We start from the raw sequence: 23713 nt of genomic DNA, 5'->3' as shown, positions 1-23713 counted from the left end.
TGAGGTGAGGCAGCGGGGGCGCGGGGACCGGTCAGGCGTCGCCGCGGTCGGGCGCGACGTCGATGGTCTGCGGTCCGGCGGTGCCGCTGGCGGCCTGGGCGGGCTGCTCGATCTTGATGGTGCGGACCTTCGGTTCCGGCAGGGGCCGCTTGAGGTCGATGTTGAGCAGGCCGTTGTCGAGCGAGGCGCCGACCACCTCGATCCCCTCCGCCAGAACGAAGCTGCGCTGGAACTGCCGGGCGGCGATGCCGCGGTGCAGGTAGATGCGCGAGCGGTCGTCGGTCTGGCGGCCGCGGATGACGAGCTGGTTGTCCTCGATCTGGACCGACAGGTCCTCGGAGGTGAAGCCGGCCACGGCCAGCGTGATGCGCAGGCCTTCGTCCCCGATCTGTTCGATGTTGTAGGGCGGATATCCTTCCGCGGAATTCTTGGCGATGCGGTCCAGCGTGCGCTCGAACTGGTCGAAGCCCAGGAGCAGCGGACTGTTGAAGAGCGAAAGACGTGTCGTCACGGCGCATCCTCCTCGAGAGGCGAGCGAGTTGCACATTGGGCCCGTTTCCGGCGCCCGGCTGGCTGGCGGCCCGAAAGGGGGAGGCTCGGCGCCGCTCCGTCATAGATTGGGGTAGGCCGCCCGGCGGTCAAGGTTCGCCGTTGCGGCAAAGCGCGCCCGCCCCTCGGCGGGCCGCCTTGAACCGGGGCGTCAGGCGAGGGGATTGGCGGCCGGCGCGTTGAAGACGAAGCGTCGGGTGGACCAGTAGCTCCAGGCGAAGGTGACGACGGCCGCCGCGATCTTGGCGGCCAGCGGCGGCACGGCGGGGACCAGCAGGCCGACCACCAGCGTGGACAGGCCCAGCCCGACGATGTTGAAGGCCAGGAACAGCGGCAGGCGCCGTGCCATGGGCGCCTCCTCGCGGCGCACGCGGAAGGTCCAGCTCCGGTTCACCAGGAAGCTGCACAGCGTCCCGGCGGAGAATCCGGCGGCGTTGGCGACCAGCACGGGCGCCCCGGCCAACGAGAGAAGCGCCAGGAAAACCCCGAAGTCGACCGCCGTGTTCAGCAGCCCGACCACGGCGAAGCGCAGAGCCTTCCAGGGAATGGCCACCCGCCATCCGTCCGCGCCGCTCATGTCCCGATCAACCATTCGCTTTGATGCCATTCGCTTCGATGCCATCCGCTTCGATGCGGGAGAAGGCTCCCGCCGCAGCCGCGATGCCGGTACCCAGATCGATGTCGGCGGTTGCCGGCGCCTGATGGCCGGCCGCGGTCCCGGGGGGCAAAAAATCCGCATGCCGGGCGATGCGGTCCACGACGAACAGCGGGCGGTGCTTCGTCTCCATGTAGAGCCGTCCCAGATACTCCCCGAGGACGCCCAGGATCAGAAGCTGCGTGCTGCCCAGAACCAGCATGACGACCATGACGCTGGTCCAGCCGGGAACCGTCGCGTGCTGCGCCCAGCTCACCAGCGCGTACCCCAGCGCCAGCACCGCACACAGCGCGAAGACGAAACCGATGTAGGAGGCGGCCCGCAGCGGCTTGATGGAGAAGCTGGTGATCGCGTCGACCGCGAAACGGATCATCTTGCCCAAGGGATATTTCGTCGTTCCGGCGAGGCGGGCCTGCCGGTCGTAGGGCAGCGGCTCCTGCTTCAGCCCGATCCAGCTCACCATGCCCCGGATGAAGCGGTGCTGCTCCGGCATCGCGTTCAACACCTCCAGGGCGCGGCGGCTCATCAGGCGGAAGTCGCCGGTGTCCTTGGGAATCTCGATGTCGACCAGCCGGTCGAGCAGGCGGTAGAACAGCGCCGCCGTGCCCTTCTTGAACCACGTCTCGCCGTCGCGGGCCATGCGGGTGCCGTAGACCACGTCCGCCCCGGCGTCCATGCGGGCCATCATGGTGGTGAGCAGTTCCGGCGGGTCCTGCAGATCGGCGTCGATGATCAGGATGCGCTCGCCCCGGCAGACGTGGAGGCCGGCGGTCAGGGCCAGCTGGTGGCCGTGGTTGCGCGACAGACGCACCCCCGTCACCGCCGGATCGTCGCGCACCAGGGTGGCGATGCGGCTCCAGGTTCCGTCGCGCGATCCGTCATCCACCAGGATCAACTCATAACTCTGCCCGACCTCGGCGCGGCAGACCGCGGACACCCGGCGGTGCAATTCGCCGAGTCCCTCGGCCTCGTTGTAGCAGGGAACCACCACGGACAACCGCGGGGCCCCGGCAACGGCGTGCTGCATAAACCTTCTCCCGTCACCGCCTCCCGTCCGTGCCCCCGGCCCGACGGCGGTCCCGCGGATGGCTTTCACGGCGTGAAAACCAACGGAGGACCCCTTCGGGCGAGAGCGCAGTCTTCAGGCGACACCGGCGCGGTACCGCCGGCATCCCGCTTCGCCAACGGGATCGGAGGCCCTTTTGCCCCGCCGGAATTCGGTACTAACCCGGTCATGCAGCGGCCCCGCCGGCCCGGCCGGCGGAAATCCCCGGAACGTCACAGGCCGGTGGCATTTGCGACGATTGCCGGTGCGGACGGGGTGCCCCGAAGGGCGTGGTGCGGCGCGGAACGGCGGGGCTTTCCCGCCTGGGGGCGTCGCCGCTCCGCCACCCCCGACGGCGATGCCGTGCGGGTTGCCTCGGCCGGGTTGCCTATGACGGGCGACCACCTCCGGGGCGGCACATCCTTTGCGTAGACGGGACGGGCGGGTGGACCGGAACGGAGCGGCATCCGCTGGTACGCCGGGAATGCGTCGCACGATGCGAATCCGCATCACGCCACGCAGGCAAAATGCAAAACGGGACCACCGAAGACGTGTGACGGCCGGAGAGCTGCGATGAACACGATGACCATGGTTTCCAGCGAACTTCTGCTCGGACTGGCGCAGAACATCGGGCTTTTCGCCGTCGTTGCGGTCGTCTTCCTGCAGATCCGCAGCCGTGCCGCCAACTGGCCGGCGCCGGCGGCCAACGTCCTGCTGGGCCTGATGTTCGGCATGGTGGCGGTGCTGGGCATGGCCGATCCGGTGCGGGTGGCGCCGGGCCTGTTCATCGACGCGCGCAACGTGATGGTCGGGCTGGCCGGCCCCTTCGGCGGTCCGCTGGCCGGGGCGGCGGCGGCTCTGCTGTCCGGCGCCTTCCGGTTCTGGATGGGCGGTCCGGGAGCGGTCGCGGGGGTCACCTCGCTGATCGGTGCCGGGGTGATCGGCATGCTGGTGGGCGCGGCGGCGCGGCGGAGCGGGCGCTTCGGCAATCGGCACCTGGCCACGCTGGCGCTGCTGGTGACGGTGATGGCCCCCTTCAGCTTCCTGCTGCTGCCCCCCGATCTGGCGCGCCGGCTGATGGACACCGCGCTGGTGCCGCTGAGCCTTGGAAACTTCTTCGGAACGCTGGCGCTGGGCACCTTCCTGCGCAAGGAGCAGGAGCGCCTCGATCTCCAGATCGCCCTCACCGAAAGCCAGCGCCGCTTCGCCGCGACGGTGGCGAACCTGCCGGGCGGCGTGTACCAGCGGGTGCTGACGGCGGACGGCCGGCTGCGCTTTCCCTATTGCAGCCCAGGCTTCTTCCAGGTGATGGGTCTGCCGCCGACGGCGCCGGTGACTCTGGAGGCGCTGAACCGCATCCTCCATCCCGAGGACCGCCCCCGCCTGTTCGCCTCGATCCACGCCTCGGCCGAGACGTTGGAGCCCTGGAACCTCGAATACCGGATCGTCCGGGCCGATGGCGAAATCCGCTGGATCAGCGCCTCCAGCCGCGCCGTGCGGCGCGACTGCGGCGACATCGTGTGGGACGGCATCGTCACCGACGTCACCGAGGCCAAGCGCAACGAACAGGCGCTGATCCAGGCCCGCCTGGAGGCCGAGGCGGCCAGCCGCGCCAAGGCCGAGTTCCTGGCGACGATGAGCCACGAGATGCGCACGCCGCTGAACGGCATCCTCGGCTTCGCCCGCCTTCTGCTGGACGAGGACCTCACGCCCCGGCAGCGCCACCACGCCCGCCTGGTGCGCGACGCCGGCCGGTCGCTTCTGACGGTGATCGAGGACGTGCTGGACTTCTCCCGCATCGAGGCGGGGCGTCTGGTGTTGAACGACACCCCCTTCGCCATCCGCGACCTGATCGCCAACTGCGCGGCGGTGCTGCGTCTGGAGGCCGAGGCGAAGGGGCTGACGTTGCACGCCGCCATCGCGCCGGACGTCCCGGATTGGCTGAGCGGTGATCCCGACCGGCTGCGGCAGGTGGTCCTGAACCTTCTGGCCAACGCGGTGAAGTTCACCGAGCACGGCGGCGTCGGCCTGACCATCGTGAAGATCGCCGACACGCCCGCCGGGCCGCATCTGACGATCAGCGTCACCGACACCGGGATCGGCATTCCGCCCGACCGGCAGGGCCAGCTCTTCCAGCGCTTCAGCCAGATTGACCGGTCGCGCGGCGGCACCGGCCTGGGCCTCGCCATCAGCCGCCGGCTGGTGGAGATGATGGGCGGGACGGTCGGGGTGCAGAGCCAGGCGGGCGTCGGCTCGACCTTCTGGCTGTCGCTGGTGCTGCGGGAATCCGAACCGCCGGTCCACCGCCGTCCCTCGTGCGCGGCGGAGTTCCTGGTCGTGCGCCGCCCGTTGCGCATCCTCCTGGCCGAGGATCTGGCGATGAACCGGGAACTGACCGTGGCCATGCTGCGCGGCGTCGGCCATCGCGTGGACACCGTGACCGACGGGCGGCAGGCGGTCCAGGCGGTGCAGCGCGGCGTCTACGATCTCGTGCTGATGGACGTGCACATGCCGGAGATGGACGGCCACGCCGCCACGCGGGCGATCCGCACCCTGCCGCCGCCGGTCGGAACCATCCCGATCCTGGCGATGAGCGCCAGCGCGCTGCCCGACGAGGTCCGCCGCTGCCAGGACGCCGGCATGAACGGCCACATCGCCAAGCCGGTGGACCGCAGGACCATGCTCACCACCATCGACCGCGCGGTGGACGGGGAGGGATCGGGCGGCCCGGCCACCCTGTTCCAGGACTCCCCCCGGCCTCCCGGCGGGGCCGGGACGGGCGCTTCTCCGCGGACCCTGGCGGAGCCGATACCGCTCCGTCAGCCGCTCGACCTCGCGATGCTGCGCCAGCTGTCCGACGCGCTGGGGGAGGACGCCTGCGTCCGCCTCGCCGCCGCCTTCCTCGGCGAGCTTCCCGAACGGATGAGCCTCCTGCGCGCGGACGGCGAGCCCGGAGGCGATTCCGCCCGCTTGGCGGCGGACGCCCAGGCGCTGGTCGCGCCGGCGTCCAGCCTGGGGCTGGTGCGTCTGGCGTCGGCCTGCCGCGCGCTCGGCGCCGCCCTTCGCGCGGGCCGCCGGGACGAGGCGGCGGGGCTGATCGACAGCGTTCTGGACGCCGCCGGGGAAGGGGCGGAAGCGCTGCGCGGCGCCCTGTCCAGCGACCGGACCGGCGCCCTTTTCAAGTCCCTTGCGAAGGACATCGCCGGGACGCCATAATTACCATGAGCGGCAATTTTCTCTCCTCCGGCGTGCGCCGGACTGGGCGGGCACCGGTGATGGACGACGCATTCCTGACGGCGGAGGGGCCCGCCGCGGTTCCCCGCACGCGGCTTCGGACCCTGCTGACGACCATCGTCGGGGTGATCACCCTGTTCGGAGTCGGCCTGTGGGGGGCGGCCACCTGGGCCGACCGCGAGGAGGCGGTGAGCCACGCCCGCGACCGGACGCTGAGCGCCGCCCGCCTGCTGCACGAGCATGTGCGCCGCACCGTCGCCACCAGCGACCTCGTGCTGCAGCGCGTGGACGACCGGCTTCGCCTGCGCGAGATGGACTCGGTCGGGCGCGACCTGCCGCTGTGGCAGGAACTGCGCGCCATGGCGGACGCCATCCCGGAGATCAGCGCCATCTGGATCCACGACGCCGCCGGAAGCGGGCTGCTGACCACGCGCCAGTTCCCGGCGCCGCCGATGAACAACACGGACCGCGCCTTTTTCCAGGCCCACCGCAACGGCGAGGCGTTCCACATCGGCGGGATGATCCAGGGCCGCCTGTCGGGCAAGCCGACCTTCACCATCAGCCGAAGGATCGGGACGGTCGAGACTTTCCAGGGCGTCGCCAACATCGCCGTGGACCTGGAGTATTTCCGGTTCTTCTTCGAGGGACTGAACATCGGCCGCGGGGGCGCGGTCGCCGTGTACCGCGAGGATGGAACCCTGCTGTTCAGCCTGTCCGGCCAGGACGGCGGCGCGGCGCCGTCCGCTGCGCCGTCCGCTGCGCCGTCGAAACTGCCGGCGGTTCCGCCCCCGATGGACGAGGCGCCGCGGTCCACCGGCGGCACGATCTTCAGCCGCTCCCCGGTGGACGGGTCGGAGCGGATCGTCGCCAACCTGCGGGTCCAGGACCTGCCGCTGGTCGTGCAGGTCGGCATGTCGCAGGACGAGGCGCTGGCGCCCTGGCGCGAGCGCACGATCCACGGCGGCCTGCTGGTCCTGCTGGCGGTGGCCGCCTGCGCCGCGCTGGCGGCGGCGGCGGCGCGCAGCCTGTCGCGCGAGGAGGTGGGACGCCGCCGGCTGGCCGAGACGAACGCCGACCTGGACGCCACCGCCCGCAGCCTGGAGCAGGCCAACCGCGCCTTCGCCGGGGCCAACCGGCGGCTGAACCTGATCCTGCAATCCGCGTCGGAGGGCATCTGCGGCGTCGACCGGGACGAGCGGATCACCTTCGCCAACCCCGCCGCCTGCGCGCTGACCGGCTACAGCAACGAGGAGATGCTGGGCCGCAGCCTCCATGTGCTGCTGCACCACACCCGCGCCGACGGCACGCCGGCGCCGACCATCGACTGCCCGGTCTTCGAGGTGCTGCGCACCGGCGAGGCGCGGGGCGGGTCGGAGGACATCTACTGGCGCAAGGACGGCACCAGCTTCCCGGTGGAGTTCGCGGCGTCCCCGATGCTGGAGGACGGGCGGGTCGAGGGCGCGGTGGTGGTCTTCCACGAGATCGCCGAGCGCAAGCGGGCCGAGGAGGCGCTGCGCCAGGCCAAGTCGGTGGCCGAGGCGGCCAGCCGCGCCAAGAGCGAATTCCTGGCCAACATGAGCCACGAGATCCGCACGCCGATGAACGCCATCCTGGGTCTGGTCCATCTGCTCCAGCAGACCGACCTGTCGACGCGCCAGCGCGACTACGCCCAGAAGATCCGCGTGTCGGCGCAGTCGCTGCTCGGCATCCTCAACGACATCCTGGACTTCTCCAAGGTGGAGGCCGGAAAGCTGGAGCTGGAGCGGGTGGAGTTCCGCCTGGACGACCTGCTGCAGAACCTGGCGGTGATCGTCGGCGCGGCGGCCCAGGACAAGGACATCGAGGTCCTGTTCTCGGTCGGGCCGGAAGTGCCGCTCGACCTCGTCGGCGATCCGCTGCGCCTGCAGCAGGTGCTCATCAACCTCGCCGGCAACGCCATCAAGTTCACCGAAGCGGGGGAGGTGGTGGTGTCCGTCCGCGCCGTCGAGGTGACGGAGGAGCGGACGGTCCTGGCCTTCTCCATCCGCGACACCGGCATCGGCATCGACGCCGATCAGAAGGAGCGGCTGTTCCAGGCCTTCAGCCAAGCCGACAGCTCCACCACCCGCCGTTACGGCGGCACCGGCCTGGGGCTGGCCATCTGCACCCGCCTGGTCACCCTGATGGGCGGCGTGATGGACGTGTCGAGCGAGCCGGGCCAGGGCAGCGATTTCCATTTCACCGCGGTTTTCGGCAATCCCGCCTTCGGGCTGGGCGGGCTGGGCGGGCTGGGCGGGCTGGGCGGGCTGGGCGGGCTGGCGGGCGCCGGGCGGGCGGGGGAGCGTCCGCTGCGCTCCCGCGTCGTGCCGCGCGGCCTGTCCGTGCTGGTGGTGGACGACAACCTCACCGCGCGCGAGGTGCTGGGCGAGCTGGTGACGTCCTTCGGCTGGCGGACCTCGCTCTGCGCGTCGGGGGCCGAGGCCATCGCGGAGCTGGAGCGCGCGACCGCCGCCGGGCAGCCCTACGACATCGTGCTGATGGATTGGAAGATGCCGGGGATGGACGGGCTGGAGACCTCCCGCCGCATCCGCGACGACGGGCTGGTGAAGGCGCCGGTCATCATCGTGGTCTCCGCCTTCGGGCGCGAGCGGATGGGCGCCGGATCGGGAGGCGCCGGATCGGGAGGCGACGGGCTGGATGAGCTGGCCCTCGGCGGCGCGCTCGTGAAGCCGGTCACCGCCTCCTCCCTGCTCGACGCGGTGATCGACGCCTACGGGCGCGGCTCCGGGGCCGACGCGGCGGAGGCGACGCCGCTGCACGCCTGCACGGCGCATCCCCCCGGCTTCCTCCGGCCGCAGCTGCGCCCGCTGTTCGGGCAGCGCCTGTTGCTGGTGGAGGACAACGGCATCAGCCAGGAGGTGGCCCGCGAGATCCTGGAGCGCGCCGGAGCCCGCGTCACCCTGGCCGGCAACGGCTACGAGGCCATCGCCTGCGTCGAGGAGGCCGACCCGCCCTTCGATCTCGTCCTGATGGACGTGCAGATGCCGGAAATGGACGGCTTCGAGGCGACGCGCCGGTTGCGCGCCCGGCCCGCCGGGCAGGGGTTGCCGATCATCGCCATGACCGCCAGCGCCCTGCCGTCCGACCGCCAGCGTTGCCTGGACGGTGGCATGGACGACCACATCGCCAAGCCGATCGACGTGGAGCAGCTGTTCTCCGTGGTGACGCGCTGGCTCGGCCAGCCGGAGGCGGGCGATCCCGCTGTGGGCGGTTCGGCGGCGGGCGGCGCGGAGGGGGGCGCGTCGCTGCTGCCCAAGCTGCCCAAGCCCATGCCGTCCGCGGCCCGCGCGGCGCTCCCCGCCGAGCTGCCGGGCATCGACGTGAAGGACGCGCTGCATCGGCTCGACGGCGACGTCGGGCTGTTCCGCAAGTTCGTCGTCGATTTCGCCCGGACCTATGACGGCGTGGCGGACGGCATCGCCGTCGCCCTGGCCGCGGGGGATCTGCCGCGGGCCAAGGCCCTGGGGCACGAGTTGAAAAGCCTTGCCGGCAACATCGGCGCCCGCACGCTGTCCGCCGCCGCGGACGCCGTGCAGGTCGCCGCCTTCCGCGGGGACGGGGCCGCCGCCGCCGCGCAGCTGCCGGTCCTCCGCGCCGAGCTGGAGGCGGTGCTGGATTCCGCCGCCCGGCTGGCCGTCGCGCCGGGACGCGCCCACAGCGTCGTCCCGGGTGGCCCCTCCGACGGCGTCTTCGGGGACGGTGGGGAGCCGGCGATGGATCTCCGGACGCTGGAGCCCATGCTGGACCGGTTCGCGCGGCTGTTGCGCGACAGCAACTTCGCCGCCGCGGAGGAGTTCGCCGTCCTGGCGCCGCCGCTGGCCGACTGGATCGATCCCGTGTCGATGAAGGCGCTGTCGTCGGCGGTGGATGGCCTCGACTTTACAAAGGCTCAAGGAATCTTGCGCAGGATCATGCTGGATCTCGGCCTGTCCCTGCCGGCCGACTGACCCGCCTCGCACCGCACACCGCCTTCCCGGACCCCGTTCTCCAGGAAACGAACATGACCGATGCACGCTCAAAGATCCTGGTGGTCGACGACATTCCGTCGAACGTGCATGTGCTGAGTCGCATCCTGAAGGACGAGCACGACATCTATTTCGCGACCGACGGGGCGAAGGCGCTGGAGCTGGTGCAGTCCCGGCTGCCCGATCTCGTGCTGCTGGACATCATGATGCCGGGGATGGACGGCTATGAGGTCTGCTCGCGGATCAAGGCCGATCCGATCACCCGCGACATCCCGGTCATCTTCATCTCGGCCAAGAGCGAGGTGGAGGACGAGACCTACGGGTTGGAGGTCGGGGCCATCGACTTCATCTCCAAGCCGATCAGCCCGCCCATCGTCAAGGCCCGCGTGCGCAACCATCTGCTGCTGAAACGGCAGACCGACCTGCTGCGCACCCTGTCCTTCAACGACGGCCTGACCGGCATCGCCAACCGCCGCCGCTTCGACGAGGTGCTGCTGCGCGAATGGCGGCGCTGTGGGCGGGTGCAGCTTCCGCTGTCGCTGATCATGCTCGATGTCGACCAGTTCAAGCCCTACAACGACCATTACGGCCATCAGGCGGGCGACGAGTGCCTGCGCGCGGTGGCCCAGCTCCTGGCCGAGCAGATGATGAGGCCGGGCGACCTGATCGCCCGCTACGGCGGCGAGGAGTTCGTCTGCCTGCTCCCCGAGACCGACGAGGACGGGGCGGTCCAGGTGGCCGAGCGCCTGCGCCGGACGGTGGCCGGGCAGCGCCTGCCCCACGCGGTGTCCCATGTCGCCGACCACATCACCATCAGCCTGGGCGTCGCCACCGCCCGCCCGCTGCTGGACGACACCCCCGACCGGCTGACCCAGCTCGCCGACGGCCTGCTCTACGAGGCCAAGCGGGCGGGCCGCAACCGCGTGTGCAGCGCCGGTGCGGAGGTTGCGGTATAAGGGGCCGACCTGAGGCATCACGGGTGCAGCCATGACCGCGGCCAGAGCCGGAGACCACACCGCGGCCGGGAACCGGCCTCCCAACGCAGCGACTCCGTCCGACGTGCGCGGGCGCGGCTTTGCGAGCCGGGCCGCCCTGCCGCTCATGGAGGGGTGGATCGACGCCGCCGTCGCCCCTCTGCCGCCGCGCGCCGTGCCTCTTACCGGGCTCGCCGCCGCGCTGGCGGAGGGGGTGGTTCTCGCCGCCCCGCTGACCGCGCCGGGGGATTGGCCGCCCGCCGACCGGGCCGCCCGCGACGGGGTGGCGGTCGCCTCCAGCGACACGCTCGGCGCCGGCTCCTACAACCCGGTGCCGCTGCCGGGCGCCGCAACGGTGGCGGCGGGGGAACCGATGCCGCCGGGGACCGACGCGGTCCTTCCCGTGGAGGCCCTGCAGGCCGACGGCCCCTTCGTCGAGGCGCTGGACAGCGCCGCCCCCGGCGACGGGGTGGAGCGGCGGGGCGACGGCCTGCGCGCCGGGACGGTCCTGCTGACCGCCGGGCACCGGCTGCGCCCGCAGGATCTGGGGCTGCTCGCCGCGCTGGGGGTCGACACGCTGCAGGTCGGCGCCCGCCCGCGGGTGCGGATCGTGCTGGCCGGGGGGCCGCGGTCCGGTCCCGACACGCTGGGCGCCATGCTCACCGCTCTGGTGGCGCGGGACGGCGGCGTGGCGGAGCTGGTGGGGCCGCTGCCGGCGGACCGCGCCGCGCTGGCCGCCGCCTACGCGGCCCCCGGCGCCGACCTGCTGATCTCCGCCGGGCGCACCGGGGTGGGGGAGGACGACGTGGCCCCGCTGGCCCTGGCCGACGCGGGGGCGCTGGCCCTGCACGGCGTGGCCCTGCGCCCCGGCGATTCGGCGGCGCTGGGGACGGCCGGCGGCGTGCCCGCCGTCCTGCTGCCCGGCGAGCCGATGGCCTGTTTGACGGCCTATGAGCTGCTGGCCGGGCGGGCGGTACGCCGTCTGGCCGGGCGGGACCCGGCGCTGCCGCACCCGGCGGTTCCCGCCGTGGCGGTGCGCAAGCTGGTGTCGGAGATCGGCTGCACCGAACTCCATCGCGTGCGTCGGACGGCGGATGGGCTGGTCGAGCCGGTCGCCTCCCCGAACCGGCCGGGTCTGGCCGGGGCGGTGCTGGCCGACGGCTTCGTGCTGATCCCGGCGGAAAGCGAGGGCGTCCCGGCGGGGGCGACCGTGACCCTGCGCTGTTTTGACGGTACAAGTCTCTGAACGGCATCGAGCGAGGGGGGAAGGGCGTGTCCAACCAGGACATCCGGCGGTTTGTCGCCCAGGCGGCCCGGCAGGAGCAGTTTCTTGAGGTGATCGGCCGCGACGAGGCCGAGGCGCGCTTCCGCCGCCATCTCGACCTGACGCCCAAGGGGGCGGAGACGGTGCCGCTGGGCGCCGCGCTGGGCCGCGTGCTGGCCGCCGACGTGGTGGCGGGGTCGATGTCCCCGGCTTCGACCGCTCCTCGGTGGACGGCTTCGCGGTGCGCGCCGCCGACACCCAGGGGGCGGGCGAGGACACGCCGGTCGTGCTGCGCCTCAACGACGAGGTGCTGTCCGCCGGGCGCGTCCCGGCGCTGACCGTCGCCCCCGGCACGGCCACGGTGCTCGCCACCGGCGGCATGCTGCCGCGCGGCGCCGACGCCGTGGTCATGGTGGAGCACACCGAGTCGCGGGAGGAGGGGGACGCTCTTCTGGTGGAGGTCCGCAAGCCGGTGGTGCCCGGCGCCTTCGTCGCCGCCGCCGGGTCGGACATCGGGCGCGGCGAGACGGTGATGCGCCGCGGGCAGGTGCTGACCTCGCGCGAGATCGGCGTCCTGGCGGCCATCGGGCAGGCCGAGGTCTCGGTGGTCCGCCGTCCCCGCGTGGCGATCCTCTCCACCGGCGACGAGATCGTCGCCCCCGGCGCGCCGATCCGTCCCGGCGCTGTCTATGATTCGAACGCCGCCGTCCTCGCCGCCGCGGTGGAGGAGCTGGGCGGGGAGGCGGTCCGGCTGGGCATCGCCCGCGACGACGAGGCCGAGCTGGCGCCGCTGGTCGAGCGGGGGCTGGCCTGCGACGCGCTGCTGCTGTCGGGCGGCACGTCGAAGGGAGCCGGCGACCTGTCCCACCGCATCATCAGCCGCCTGACCGACCCCGGCATCGTTGCGCACGGCGTCGCGCTGAAGCCCGGCAAGCCTCTGTGCCTGGCCGTAACGAAGGGCAAGCCGGTGGTGATCCTGCCCGGCTTCCCGACCTCCGCCATGTTCACCTTCCACGAGTTCGTCGCCCCGGTGCTGCGCGCGCTGGCCGGCCTGCCGCCGGCGGCGAAGGAGAGCGTCGACGCGGCCCTGCCGATGCGGCTGGGATCGGAACGGGGCCGGACCGAATATGTGATGGTCTCGCTGGTGCGCGGGGCGGACGGCGGGCTGGCCGCCTATCCCCTCTCCAAGGGCTCCGGCGCGGTGACCGCCTTCAGCGCGGCGGACGGCTTCATCGCCATCGACCCGCAGGCGGAGGCGGTGGAGGCCGGCACCCCGGTGTCGGTCCAGCGCATCGGGCGCGACACCCGCCCCGCCGACCTGATCGTGATCGGCAGCCATTGCGTCGGGCTGGACGCCATCACCGGCCAACTGGTCGGGGAGGGGCTGACCGTCAAGGCGCTGAACGTCGGTTCCATGGGCGGCCTCGCCGCCGCCCGGCGCGGCGAATGCGACGTCGCGGCCATCCACCTGATGGACCCCAAGAGCGGGGAGTACAACCGCCCCTTCCTGACCCCGGCGCTCGGTCTGGTGACCGGCTACCGCCGCCTTCAGGGCATCGTCTTCCGCAAGGGCGACGATCGATTCGAAGGCAGAACGGCCGAGGAGGCCGGTCTGGCGGCGGCGCAGGACCCCGACTGCATCCTGGTCAACCGCAACGCCGGCAGCGGCACGCGCATCCTGACCGACCGGCTGCTCGGGGCGGCGCGCCCCACCGGCTACTGGTCGCAGGCCAAGTCGCACAACGCGGTCGCCGTGGCGGTGGCCCAGGGGCGCGCCGACTGGGGTGTCGCCATCGAAAGCGTCGCCACCCTCTACGGGCTGGGCTTCCTGCCGCTGCAGGCGGAGCATTACGACTTCGTCATCCCCAACGACCGCCGGGACCGGCCGGCGGTCCGGCGTTTCCTGGCGGCGCTGGCCGATCCGGCGGTGCGTCAGAGGCTGACGGCGCTCGGCTTCACCGTTCCGGCAGCGGAATGAACTCCGTCTCGCCGGGAACGGCGTCGAACCGGCCGGCCTTCCATTCGGCCTTGGCCTGTTCGATGCGGTCCTGGCGGCTGGAGACGAAGTTCCACCAGATGTGGCGCGGGCCGTCCATCACGGCGCCGCCCAGCAGGATCAGGCGGGCGGCGGTTTCGGCCTCCACGGTGATGGCATCGCCGGGGCGCAGCACCAGAAGCCGCCCGGATTCGAAGCGGTCGCCGTGGATGGTGACGGTGCCGTCGGCGATGTAGAGCGCCCGCTCCTCCGTCTCGCGGTCGATGGGCAGGCGGGCGCCGGCGTCCAGCGAGGCGTCGACGTACAGCGTGTCCCACAGCGTGTTCATGGGCGAACGTACGCCGTACGCCGCGCCCGCGACGACGCGCAGACGCTTGCCCTCGCCGTCCACCACCGGCAGCTCGTCGGCGCCGAGATGGACGAAGGCGGGGTCGGTCTCCTCATGGGTCTTGGGCAGGGCGACCCAGGACTGGATGCCCGAGAGTAGCCGGTCGCGCCCGCGCTCGTCGGTGGCGGAGCGTTCGGAATGGGCGATGCCGCGCCCGGCGGTCATCCAGTTCACCGCCCCCGGCCGGATCGGCAGGACGGTGCCCAGGCTGTCGCGGTGCAGGATCTCGCCCTCGAACAGATAGGTGACGGTGGCCAGCCCGATGTGCGGGTGCGGGCGCACGTCGATGCCCGCCCCGGCCTTGAGGATCGCCGGGCCCATCTGGTCGAGGAAGACGAACGGCCCGACCATCCGCTTGCGGACGGAGGGCAGGGCGCGCCGCACCTCGAACCCGCCGATGTCGCTGGTGCGCGGAACGACCACCGTTTCCAGCCAGCCGTCCGGAGACTCGGTCGATGTTGGGGCCGTCGTCATGCCTGTCCTCCCGTTCCCGAAGCCTGTTCCCAATGGTGGGTGCCACCAACAGGTGGGGACCGGCGCCGCGAATGGGAGGGGGAAAGCGCTCAGTGCCTGGGCGTGCCGCAGCCGCCGCTTCCGCAGCCGCAGCCGCCGGCCGGGGCGGTGACGTGGATGGCGCCGCGCGCCGTGGCCAGCAGCACGTCCAGCGGGATGCCCGTGGCCTTGGCGAGATCGCCCAGGCTGGCGCTGTCCGGCACGCCGACGCCGGGGTTGAAGACCGGATGGATCTGCGCCAGACGGCCCACGGCGTCCGGATCGACGGCGTTCAGCGCGCCCAGGGTGGTGTCGCCCGTCAGGGTGTTGGCGATCAGGATGTCGGCCATGGCGTGTCCGAAGCGGGAGGAAAGGGGAATCGGCGGAAGCCGACGGTGCCGCCCGACCAAAGAGGGTTCCTTGACGCCTGTCAAGACGGCGGCGCTGGAAAGAACCAGCGGAAAAAGGACCTGAAACGCCCAAGGGCCCGCGCGGTGTCGCGCAGGCCCTTGAGGTGTTTGGTGGAGCCAAGGAGGATCGAACTCCTGACCTCTACAATGCCATTGTAGCGCTCTCCCAGCTGAGCTATGGCCCCGAAACTCTGGGCGGCGAGCCTTGCGGCCTGCCTCGGTGGAGCGGGATATTGGTCAGGACGGGGGGCTGATGCAAGAGAAAAATTCAGCCCCGTCCACCTTTTTTCCGCCCCGCCGTCCCCGTCCTTCCTAGGGAAGCGCGGATCAGCGCTCCTCCTCGTCCTCGCCTTCGACGTCGACGACCTCGTCCATGTCGTCCTCGCCCAGCTCCGAGGTGTCCTCGATCAGGACATCGTCCTCGTCCTCGGGCGTCTCGTCGGTTTCCTCGATGTCGTCGACGGACACATCGTCCTCGACCTCATCGAGTTCCGTCGACTCCTCGTCCTCGGTCTCGGTCTCGGCATCCTCGTCATCCGAGGAGACCACCGGGGCCTTCTTGACGTCGTCGACCGGCGCCGGGCGCGCCTTGCGGGACTTCAGCAACGCCTCGGGATCGAACTGCGATCCGCAGTTCGGGCACACCGGCGGGTCCTTGCGCAGATCGTAATAGCGCGCGCCACAGCTCGGGCAGATGCGCTTGACGCCCCATTCGGGTTTGGCCACGCCTCGTCCTCCGTCACGTTCCTAGGGAATGCCCAATTCGGGAATTACAAGCCGCGCCCTTTGCCACGCCAGCGGGCGCTTGTCAAAAAAAAGTTCGCTGAATGTCGTTGGCAAACTGGCGGGGCCGGCGGCCGGTGCCAAACTTCACCCTGCGGTGGTCCTCCGGGCCGCCGACAAGGATGCCATGATAATGGGGGAGGAAGCCGATGCCGATCCTGCTGTCCCGCCGCTGGCGGGCGTTGCTGTCCGCCGGCCTGCTGGCGGTGCTGCCGCTGGAGGCCGCAGCCCAGACGGCGCCGTCCACAACTCCGTCGGCCGCGGGCGACGTGGCGCCGGAGCGCGCGACCGGGCGCGGCAGCCGCAGCCTCGACACCGCCACGCGCCACATGGTCGCCGCCGCGAATCCGCTGGCGGCGGAGGCCGGACGGGAGATCCTGCGCGCGGGCGGCAGCGCGGTGGACGCGGCCATCGCCGTGCAGCTCGTCCTCAATCTGGTGGAGCCGCAAAGCTCCGGCATCGGGGGCGGCGCCTTCCTGGTCCATTACGATGCCGCAACGAAGGCGGTGACCACCCTCGACGGGCGCGAGACCGCGCCGGCCGCCGCGACGCCCGAGCGCTTCCTGGGAGCGGACGGCAAGCCGATGCCCTTCTACGACGCGGTGGTCGGCGGGCGGTCCGTCGGGGTGCCGGGCACGGTGATGCTGCTGGAACACGCCCACCGCACGCACGGCAAACTGCCCTGGCCGCGCCTGTTCGAGCGGGCCATCGCGCTGGCCGAGACCGGCTTCACGGTCAGCCCGCGGCTGAACGGCCAGCTGGCGATGGAGAAGCACCTGCCGGCCAACCCCACGGCGCGCGCCTACTTCTACCAGCCGGACGGCACGCCCTGGCCGGTCGGCCATGTGCTGAAGAACCCGGAGTTCGCGGCGACCCTGCGCGCCATCGCCGACAAGGGCTCCGCCGCCTTCTACGAAGGGCCGATCGCCGCCGACGTCGTCAAGGCGGTGACCGGTCATCCCACCAACCCCGGCGACATGACCGAGGCCGACCTGAAGGCCTACCGGGTGAAGGAGCGGGAGCCGGTCTGCGGCCCCTACCGCGCCTACACCCTGTGCGGCATGGGGCCGCCCAGCTCCGGCGGGGTCGCGGTGCTGCAGATGCTGGCCGTCCTTGAGGGACGCGACATGGCCGCCACCCGCGGCGATCCGGCGCTGGCGGCGCACTGGCTGTCGGAGGCCGGGCGGCTGGCCTTCGCCGATCGCGGCCTCTATCTCGCCGACCCCGATTTCGTCTCGGTGCCGGTGAAGGGGCTGCTCGACCGCGGCTATCTGGCGAGCCGCGCCGCCCTGGTCGGCGAGCGGTCGATGGGCAAGGCCCAACCGGGCGAGCCGCCCTTCCGGGAAGGCCGCGCCTGGGGCTTCGCCGAGGCCGAGGAGCATGGCACCAGCCACATCTCCGTGATCGACGGGGCGGGCAACGCCGTCGCCATGACCACCACCATCGAGGACGGCTTCGGCTCCCGCCAGATGGTGCGCGGCTTCCTGCTGAACAACGAGCTGACCGACTTCGCCTTCACCCCGACGGAGGACGGCAAGCCGGTGGCCAACCGGGTGGAGCCGGGCAAGCGGCCGCGCAGCTCGATGGCGCCGACGCTGGTCTTCCGCGACGGCGCCCTGGTCGCCTCGGTGGGATCGCCGGGCGGCAGCAACATCATCAACTACGTGGGCAAGACGCTGGTCGCGTTGCTGGACTGGGGCCTTGACCCGCAGGCGGCGGTGGACGCCCCCAACGTCGGCAGCCGCAACGGCCCGACCGAGCTGGAGCTGGGCACCGAGGCGGAAGGCTGGATCGCGGCGCTGGAGGCGCGGGGGCACACGGTCAAGGCGATGGAGCTGACCTCCGGCACCCAGGCGATCCTGGTGACCGGCCAGGGGCTGTCCGGCGGCGCCGACACCCGGCGCGAGGGGGTGGCGGTGGGGGACTGATCGGGAGACCCGCGCATCGCTCGCATCGCCCTTCCCGCTGTGCTAGGTACTCCGCCCTGGTCACATTCTTGTCTGGGGAGTCCTCCCATGCTGCAGGCGAAGCCGCTTCGCTCATCCTCCACCGGCGCGCTGGCCGGCACCATCCGCGTGCCGGGCGACAAGTCGATTTCGCACCGGTCGCTGATGCTGGGCGCCGTTGCGGTGGGCGAGACCGTCATCCACGGCCTGCTGGAAGGGGAGGACGTGCTGAACACCGCCGCCGCCATGCGCCTGCTGGGCGCCCGGGCGGAGCGCGGCGGGGACGGCGTGTGGCGCGTGCGCGGCGTCGGTCTGGGCGGTCTGGGCGAGCCTGCGCAGGTGCTCGACATGGGCAACAGCGGCACGGCGGCGCGCCTGCTGATGGGCCTCGTCGCGTCGCACCCGATCACCTGCGTCTTCACCGGCGACGCCTCGCTGAACAAGCGGCCGATGGCCCGCGTGACCGGCCCGCTGGAGCAGATGGGCGCGCGCTTCGTCGGGCGGTCCGGCGGGCGGCTGCCGCTGGCCGTGGTCGGCAGCGACCGCACGGTTCCGATCACCTACCGCCTGCCGGTGGCCTCCGCCCAGGTGAAGTCGGCGGTCATCCTCTGCGGCCTGAACACCGCCGGCACCACCACGGTGATCGAGGCGGAGCCGACCCGCGACCACACCGAGCTGATGCTGCGCCATTTCGGCGCCACCGTGACGACGGAGCGGATGGAGGACGGTGCGCTGGCCGTGTCCGTCGTCGGCCAGCCGGAGCTGACCGGGCGCGAGATCGTCGTGCCGGCCGACCCCAGCTCCGCCGCCTTCCCGGCGGTTGCGGCGCTGCTGCGCCCCGGCTCGGAGCTGCTGCTCCCCGGCGTCGGCATGAACCCGCGCCGCACCGGCCTCTACGACACGCTGATCGAGATGGGCGCGAACATCGCCTTCGAGAACCGCCGCGACGAGGCGGGAGAGCCGGTGGCCGACCTGCGGGTGAAGCACGGGCCGCTCAAGGGCATCGTCGTTCCGGCGGACCGCGCCCCCAGCATGATCGACGAGTACCCGATCCTCGCCGCCGCCGCCGCCTGCGCCGAGGGCACCACCGTCATGCTCGGCCTGAAGGAGCTGCGCGTGAAGGAGAGCGACCGCCTCGCCATGGTCGCCGACGGGCTGACCAAGTGCGGCGTGAAGGTCGAGGTCGGGGCCGACGACAGCCTGACCGTCTACGGCACCGGCAAGCCGCCGCAGGGCGGCGCCACCGTCGCCACCGCCATGGACCACCGCATCGCCATGAGCTTCCTGGTGCTGGGCATGGCCACGACCGAGCCGGTGCAGGTGGACGACGGCGCCTTCATCGAGACCAGCTTCCCCGGCTTCGTCGATCTGATGAACGGCGTCGGCGCGACGATCGCGGGGGTGTGAGGGCGATGGGTCTGGTCATCGCCATCGACGGCCCCGCCGCGGCGGGCAAGGGCACGCTATCCAAGCGGGTCGCCCAGGCCTACGGCTTCGCGCATCTCGACACCGGGGCGCTCTACCGCGCCGTCGGCGTCAGCGTCCTGCGAGCCGGCGGCGACCCGGCGGACGCGGAGGCCGCGGCGCAGGCCGCCCGCGCGCTGCGGCCGGACGACGGCATCCTGAACGACCCGGCCCTGCGCAGCGACGAGGCGGCGCAGGCGGCCTCCAAGGTCGCCGTGGTGCCGGCGGTGCGGGCCGCGCTGCTCGATTTCCAGCGGCGCTTCGCCGCGACCCCGCCCGGCGGCGCGCCGGGGGCGGTGCTGGACGGGCGGGACGTCGGAACGGTCGTATGCCCGAACGCCGATGCCAAGCTGTTCGTTACCGCTTCCGTGGAGGTGCGGGCCGAGCGGCGACTCAAGGAGTTGCGGGAACGCGGGATTCCGGCTATACCGTCCGACGTCCTGGAGGACATGAAGGCCCGTGACGCGCGCGACAGCCAGAGGACGGTAGCACCGCTCCTGCCGGCTGCCGACGCTTTTGTGCTTGATACCTCCGCCCTCGACGCCGACCAGGCGTTCGCAGCGGCGACCGCCTTTATCGGAACGAAAACCGGTTTCGGCCCCAAGGTCTGAGCATCACGGTCCGGGCGCATCGGCCCTCCACGGAACATATGTCAACCAAGTCGCCGGGCGTGGTGCCCGGCGCGGTGGTCCCATCGGGGGCCGGCCCGTTTTGCCGCGGGACGGACCATGGCGGGATCGCTTTCGGCCAACCTTAGGAGTTTCAATGGCACAAGCTATGGCCCGGACCGGCGAGAAGGAAAGCTTTGCGGCTCTGCTCGAGGAGTCGCTCGGCACGGCCGAGTCCCTCGAAGGCTCGGTCGTCAAGGGCCGCGTCGTCTCCGTCGAGAACGACATGGTCACCATCGACGTCGGCCTGAAGTCGGAAGGCCGCGTCGCGCTGAAGGAATTCGCCGTTGCCGGCCAGCCGCCCGAGCTGAAGGCGGGCGACACCGTCGAGGTGTATCTGGAGCGCATGGAAGACAAGAACGGCGAAGCCGTTCTGTCGCGTGAGAAGGCGAAGCGCGAAGAGGCCTGGGCCCTGCTGGAGAAGTCCTTCCAGGACCAGACCCGCGTCACCGGCGTCATCTTCGGCCGCGTCAAGGGCGGCTTCACCGTCGACCTGTCGGGCGCCGTGGCGTTCCTGCCGGGTTCGCAGGTGGACATCCGTCCGGTCCGCGACATCTCCCCGCTGCTGGGCACCCCGCAGCCGTTCCAGATCCTGAAGATGGACCGCTCGCGCGGCAACATCGTCGTGTCGCGTCGCGCCGTTCTCGAAGAGAGCCGCGCCGAGGCCCGTTCGGAGCTGGTGGCCAACCTCAAGGAAGGCCAGGTTCTGCAGGGTGTGGTCAAGAACATCACCGACTACGGCGCGTTCGTGGATCTGGGTGGCGTCGACGGCCTGCTGCACGTCACCGACATCGCGTGGCGCCGCATCAACCACCCGTCCGAGGCCCTGCAGATCGGCCAGACCGTCACGGTCCAGGTCATCCGCTTCAACCCGGAGACCCAGCGCATCAGCCTCGGCATGAAGCAGCTGGAAGCCGATCCGTGGGAAGGCGTGGAAGCCAAGTACCCGGTCAGCTCGCGGTTCAAGGGCCGCGTCACCAACATCACCGACTACGGCGCCTTCGTGGAGCTGGAGCCGGGGATCGAGGGCCTGGTGCACGTCTCGGAGATGTCCTGGACGAAGAAGAACGTCCATCCGGGCAAGATCGTTTCGACTTCGCAGGAAGTCGAGGTCATGGTCCTGGACGTCGATCCGCAGAAGCGCCGCATCAGCCTGGGCCTCAAGCAGTGCCTGGACAACCCGTGGGAGACCTTCCTCGACAAGTTCGGCCCGGGCACGGAGCTGGAAGGCGAGGTCAAGAACATCACCGAGTTCGGTCTGTTCGTCGGTCTGCCGGGCGACATCGACGGCATGGTCCACATGTCCGACCTCGACTGGAACAAGTCGGGTGAGGAGGCCATCGCCGAGTACAAGAAGGGCGACCGCGTCAAGGTCAAGGTCCTGGACGTCGACGTCGAGAAGGAGCGCATCTCCCTCGGCATCAAGCAGCTCGCGAACGATCCGTTCGAGGCTGCCACGGCCGGCCTGAAGAAGAACGAGGTCGTCACCTGCACCGTCACCCAGGTCACCGACGGTGGCATCGAGGTCACGGTCGGCGAGGGCTACACCGGCTTCATCCGCAAGTCGGACCTGTCCCGCGACCGTTCGGAGCAGCGTCCGGACCGCTTCGCCGTCGGCGAGAAGGTCGACGCGAAGGTGACCCAGATCGACCGCGGCTCCCGCCGCATCTCGCTGTCCATCAAGGCCCGCGAGATGGAGGAGGAGAAGCAGGCGATGGCCGAGTACGGTTCGTCCGACTCGGGCGCCTCGCTGGGCGACATCCTGGGTGCGGCTCTGAAGCGCAAGCAGCAGACCGGCGAGGAGTAAGGCTCTTCCCATCTCCCTCCCCTGCGCAAGCGGGGGAGGGCCGGGGAGGAGGCCCGTCTCTCGCACTTGGTTACGAAAAAGCCGCCGCGGTCACCCCGCGGCGGCTTTTTCCTTTTTCAAACCGCTTTCACCCCTCCTCGTCCTCCTTGATGAGGTCGCGGTAGGCGTGCCAGCTCGCGTGCCCGACCAGGGGCAGGGCGACGATCAGGCCGAGAAAGCCGGTCAGCAGCCCGGCGCCGGTCACCAGCACGATCAGCCCGGCCCACAGCGCCAGGACGCGCGGGTTGCGCAGCACCGCCATCGCCGAGGCCAGCGCCGCGGCGAAGACATCCACCGGGCGATCCATCATCATCGGCAGGGCGGTGACGTTGGTGATGAAGGCGAAGGCCGCGAAGGCGAAGCCCAGCGCCGTGATGAAGGCGGTGAAGACCAGACCGTCCAGGCTGAACATCTGCGCCACGAAGTGATCGAGCGCGATGGCCTCGTGCGGGAAGAACAGGGCGAAGGCCACCACGTTCATCCGCGCCCAGATCATCACGTAGAGCATCAGGATCAGGCCGGCGGTCAGGATGTGGTAGGGGTTGGCCCGCCACGCGGTCAGCGCGCGCCACAGGCCGGGCCGCCGCCCCTCCTCGACGTCCTTGGAAATCCGGTAGAGGCCGAGCGCCAGGAGCGGCGCGATCAGCAGGAAGGCGCCGATCATCGGCGCGATCAGATAGGCCATCCCGGCCAGCACCAGCCCGCCGGTCAGCGCGAAGCCGATGGCGACGAACAGGGAACCGTAGGCGAGGCTGACCCAGCCCGACGCCCGCAGGTCCAGCCAGCCCGCCCGCAGCCACCCCAGCGCCTGGGCGGTGGTGACGGTGCGGACGCGGTCCGCGTAGGGCAGGCCGGCCAGCGGGTCGGCGGGACCGGAGTGATGGGCGTGTGTCATGACGAACCTCCAACCGCGACCGGCGACAGGACCGTGCCAACCATCTCATCGGAAATGGTGCGTTCAAAGGCAATCCGTAAGACTGATTAATCACATTTCGGTCCTTTTTGCTTCCGGCCGTCGGACAAGCCCGAGCGTTGCCGGGAAAAGGGTTCCGCCAGAAAGGCTTAGCTTGACGGTCACCGGACCCGGTGGCACGCTTGCGCGCAGGTCAAGGAGCGCGGTGCAAGGGCGCTCGAACCGGGGGAAACGGAATCGCCATGACCAAATCAGAGCTGATTCAACGGCTCGCGGAGCGCAATCCGCATCTGTACCAGCGCGACATCGAAAAGATCGTCGGCACCATCTTCGACGAGATCTCCGAAGCGCTCGCCCGCGGCGACCGGGTGGAGCTGCGCGGGTTCGGCGCCTTCTCCGTCAAGCGCCGGGACGCCCGCACCGGCCGGAACCCGCGCACCGGCGAAGCCGTCGAGGTGGGCGAAAAGGCCATCCCGTTCTTCAAGACCGGAAAACAGTTGCGCGAGCGCTTGAACACCGACGAATGATGTCCGTTCATTGACAGCCCGTCGCTGACTCAATCGGCCCGGACCCGGCGCTGCCCCGGCCCCCGATCATGGATACGAGGACCACACCCGTGCGTTTCATCGCCCTCATCATCGCCGTTCCCATCGCGCTGGCCGCGGTGCTGTTCGCCATCTCCAACCGTGGCCTGGTCACGCTGTCGCTCTGGCCGCTGCCCTTCACGCTGGAGGTCCCGGTCTACCTCGCCACGCTGGTGGCCCTGGTGATCGGCTTCCTGGCCGGCGGCGTCGTCGCCTGGAACGCCCAGCGCCGCCACCGCCGCCGCGCCCGCCGCTCCTCCGACCGCGTGTCCTACCTGGAGCGCGAGCTGAAGGAGACGCAGGCCCGCGCCGCCGCCGCGGAGAAGCGTCTGGCCGAGATGAACCGCCCGCTGTCCGGCACCGCCGGCCTGCCCGCGGTCACCGGGTCCGGCGCCGCCCTGCCGGCGACCACGGTCCACTGACCGTCCGCCGGCATCCCCTTCGGCCTCCCGTCCGGCCGGGGGGCGGGAGGGGGGTTCCGCCTTGCCGGACCTGTGG

18 protein-coding genes and 1 tRNA gene are annotated in these 23713 nt (G+C 71.2%); 11 read left to right on the top strand and 8 right to left on the bottom strand.

What is annotated here, in order from left to right; translation table 11 throughout:
- Nucleotides 1-31: 31 nt before the first annotated feature.
- The 3 genes from ABVN73_RS11310 to ABVN73_RS11300 form a co-directional block, all read right to left on the bottom strand.
- Complete coding sequence (locus ABVN73_RS11310; RefSeq protein ID WP_014239222.1) at nt 32-511, bottom strand: Hsp20 family protein; 480 nt, start codon at nt 509-511, stop codon at nt 32-34.
- Nucleotides 512-700: 189 nt separating this feature from the next.
- Nucleotides 701-1126 carry a GtrA family protein gene (locus ABVN73_RS11305; RefSeq protein ID WP_353858072.1) on the bottom strand — a complete coding sequence of 142 codons (426 nt, stop codon included), beginning with the start codon at nt 1124-1126 and terminating at the stop codon, nt 701-703.
- Between the two features lie 7 nt (nt 1127-1133).
- Complete coding sequence (locus tag ABVN73_RS11300; RefSeq protein ID WP_353858071.1) at nt 1134-2231, bottom strand: glycosyltransferase family 2 protein; 1098 nt, start codon at nt 2229-2231, stop codon at nt 1134-1136.
- 591 nt (nt 2232-2822) lie between these two features.
- Here ABVN73_RS11300 and ABVN73_RS11295 point away from each other — a divergent pair.
- From ABVN73_RS11295 to ABVN73_RS11275, 5 genes are all read left to right on the top strand, one after another.
- Entirely contained in the window at nt 2823-5465 is a 2643-nt protein-coding gene (locus tag ABVN73_RS11295) for an ATP-binding protein (protein WP_353858070.1), read from the top strand.
- Nucleotides 5466-5524: 59 nt separating this feature from the next.
- On the top strand, nt 5525-9469 hold the full coding sequence (locus tag ABVN73_RS11290; RefSeq protein ID WP_353858069.1) for a response regulator: 3945 nt from the start codon (nt 5525-5527) through the stop codon (nt 9467-9469).
- Nucleotides 9470-9522: 53 nt separating this feature from the next.
- A complete protein-coding gene (locus ABVN73_RS11285; protein WP_353858068.1) occupies nt 9523-10443 on the top strand; it encodes a diguanylate cyclase in 921 nt (306 codons plus the stop codon).
- A 31-nt stretch (nt 10444-10474) separates the two neighbouring features.
- Entirely contained in the window at nt 10475-11707 is a 1233-nt protein-coding gene (locus ABVN73_RS11280) for a molybdopterin-binding protein (RefSeq protein ID WP_353858067.1), read from the top strand.
- 244 nt (nt 11708-11951) lie between these two features.
- Entirely contained in the window at nt 11952-13703 is a 1752-nt protein-coding gene (locus tag ABVN73_RS11275) for a molybdopterin biosynthesis protein (RefSeq protein ID WP_353858066.1), read from the top strand.
- Here ABVN73_RS11275 and ABVN73_RS11270 read toward each other — a convergent pair.
- The 4 genes from ABVN73_RS11270 to ABVN73_RS11255 all read right to left on the bottom strand — a co-directional run bounded on the left by ABVN73_RS11270 (nt 13681) and on the right by ABVN73_RS11255 (nt 15737).
- On the bottom strand, nt 13681-14583 hold the full coding sequence (locus ABVN73_RS11270) for a pirin family protein (RefSeq protein WP_353858065.1): 903 nt from the start codon (nt 14581-14583) through the stop codon (nt 13681-13683). The two genes, ABVN73_RS11275 and ABVN73_RS11270, sit on opposite strands and share 23 nt — an antisense overlap.
- An 89-nt stretch (nt 14584-14672) precedes the next feature.
- The gene (locus tag ABVN73_RS11265; protein WP_109070683.1) at nt 14673-14951 is read right to left on the bottom strand and encodes a hypothetical protein; all 279 of its coding nucleotides are present in this window, start codon (nt 14949-14951) and stop codon (nt 14673-14675) included.
- Between the two features lie 169 nt (nt 14952-15120).
- Nucleotides 15121-15196, bottom strand: a tRNA-Ala gene (locus ABVN73_RS11260).
- A gap of 142 nt (nt 15197-15338) precedes the next feature.
- Complete coding sequence (locus tag ABVN73_RS11255; RefSeq protein ID WP_353858064.1) at nt 15339-15737, bottom strand: TIGR02300 family protein; 399 nt, start codon at nt 15735-15737, stop codon at nt 15339-15341.
- Nucleotides 15738-15943: 206 nt separating this feature from the next.
- Here ABVN73_RS11255 and ggt point away from each other — a divergent pair, with 206 nt between their 5' ends.
- From ggt to rpsA, 4 genes are all read left to right on the top strand, one after another.
- Nucleotides 15944-17722: a gamma-glutamyltransferase gene (gene ggt, locus ABVN73_RS11250; RefSeq protein WP_353858063.1), complete on the top strand. Its 1779-nt coding sequence runs from the start codon at nt 15944-15946 to the stop codon at nt 17720-17722.
- 87 nt (nt 17723-17809) lie between these two features.
- Nucleotides 17810-19147: a 3-phosphoshikimate 1-carboxyvinyltransferase gene (gene aroA, locus ABVN73_RS11245; protein WP_353858062.1), complete on the top strand. Its 1338-nt coding sequence runs from the start codon at nt 17810-17812 to the stop codon at nt 19145-19147.
- Between the two features lie 5 nt (nt 19148-19152).
- On the top strand, nt 19153-19815 hold the full coding sequence (gene cmk / locus ABVN73_RS11240; RefSeq protein ID WP_353858061.1) for a (d)CMP kinase: 663 nt from the start codon (nt 19153-19155) through the stop codon (nt 19813-19815).
- Between the two features lie 154 nt (nt 19816-19969).
- Entirely contained in the window at nt 19970-21679 is a 1710-nt protein-coding gene (rpsA, locus tag ABVN73_RS11235) for a 30S ribosomal protein S1 (protein WP_041810874.1), read from the top strand.
- 127 nt (nt 21680-21806) lie between these two features.
- Here the strand turns inward: rpsA and ABVN73_RS11230 are convergent, their stop codons facing one another.
- Entirely contained in the window at nt 21807-22613 is an 807-nt protein-coding gene (locus tag ABVN73_RS11230; protein ID WP_353858060.1) for a DUF2189 domain-containing protein, read from the bottom strand.
- Nucleotides 22614-22873: 260 nt separating this feature from the next.
- Between ABVN73_RS11230 and ihfB the strand changes: the two genes are divergently transcribed.
- Nucleotides 22874-23158, top strand: a complete 285-nt coding sequence (gene ihfB, locus ABVN73_RS11225) for an integration host factor subunit beta (RefSeq protein WP_014239239.1) — start codon at nt 22874-22876, stop codon at nt 23156-23158.
- Between the two features lie 89 nt (nt 23159-23247).
- On the top strand, nt 23248-23637 hold the full coding sequence (locus ABVN73_RS11220) for a LapA family protein (protein WP_038525891.1): 390 nt from the start codon (nt 23248-23250) through the stop codon (nt 23635-23637).
- Nucleotides 23638-23713: the final 76 nt, after the last annotated feature.

The organism is Azospirillum formosense, assembly GCF_040500525.1.
Classification (GTDB): domain Bacteria; phylum Pseudomonadota; class Alphaproteobacteria; order Azospirillales; family Azospirillaceae; genus Azospirillum; species Azospirillum formosense_A.
This window is presented reverse-complemented; position numbering and strand designations above follow the sequence as displayed.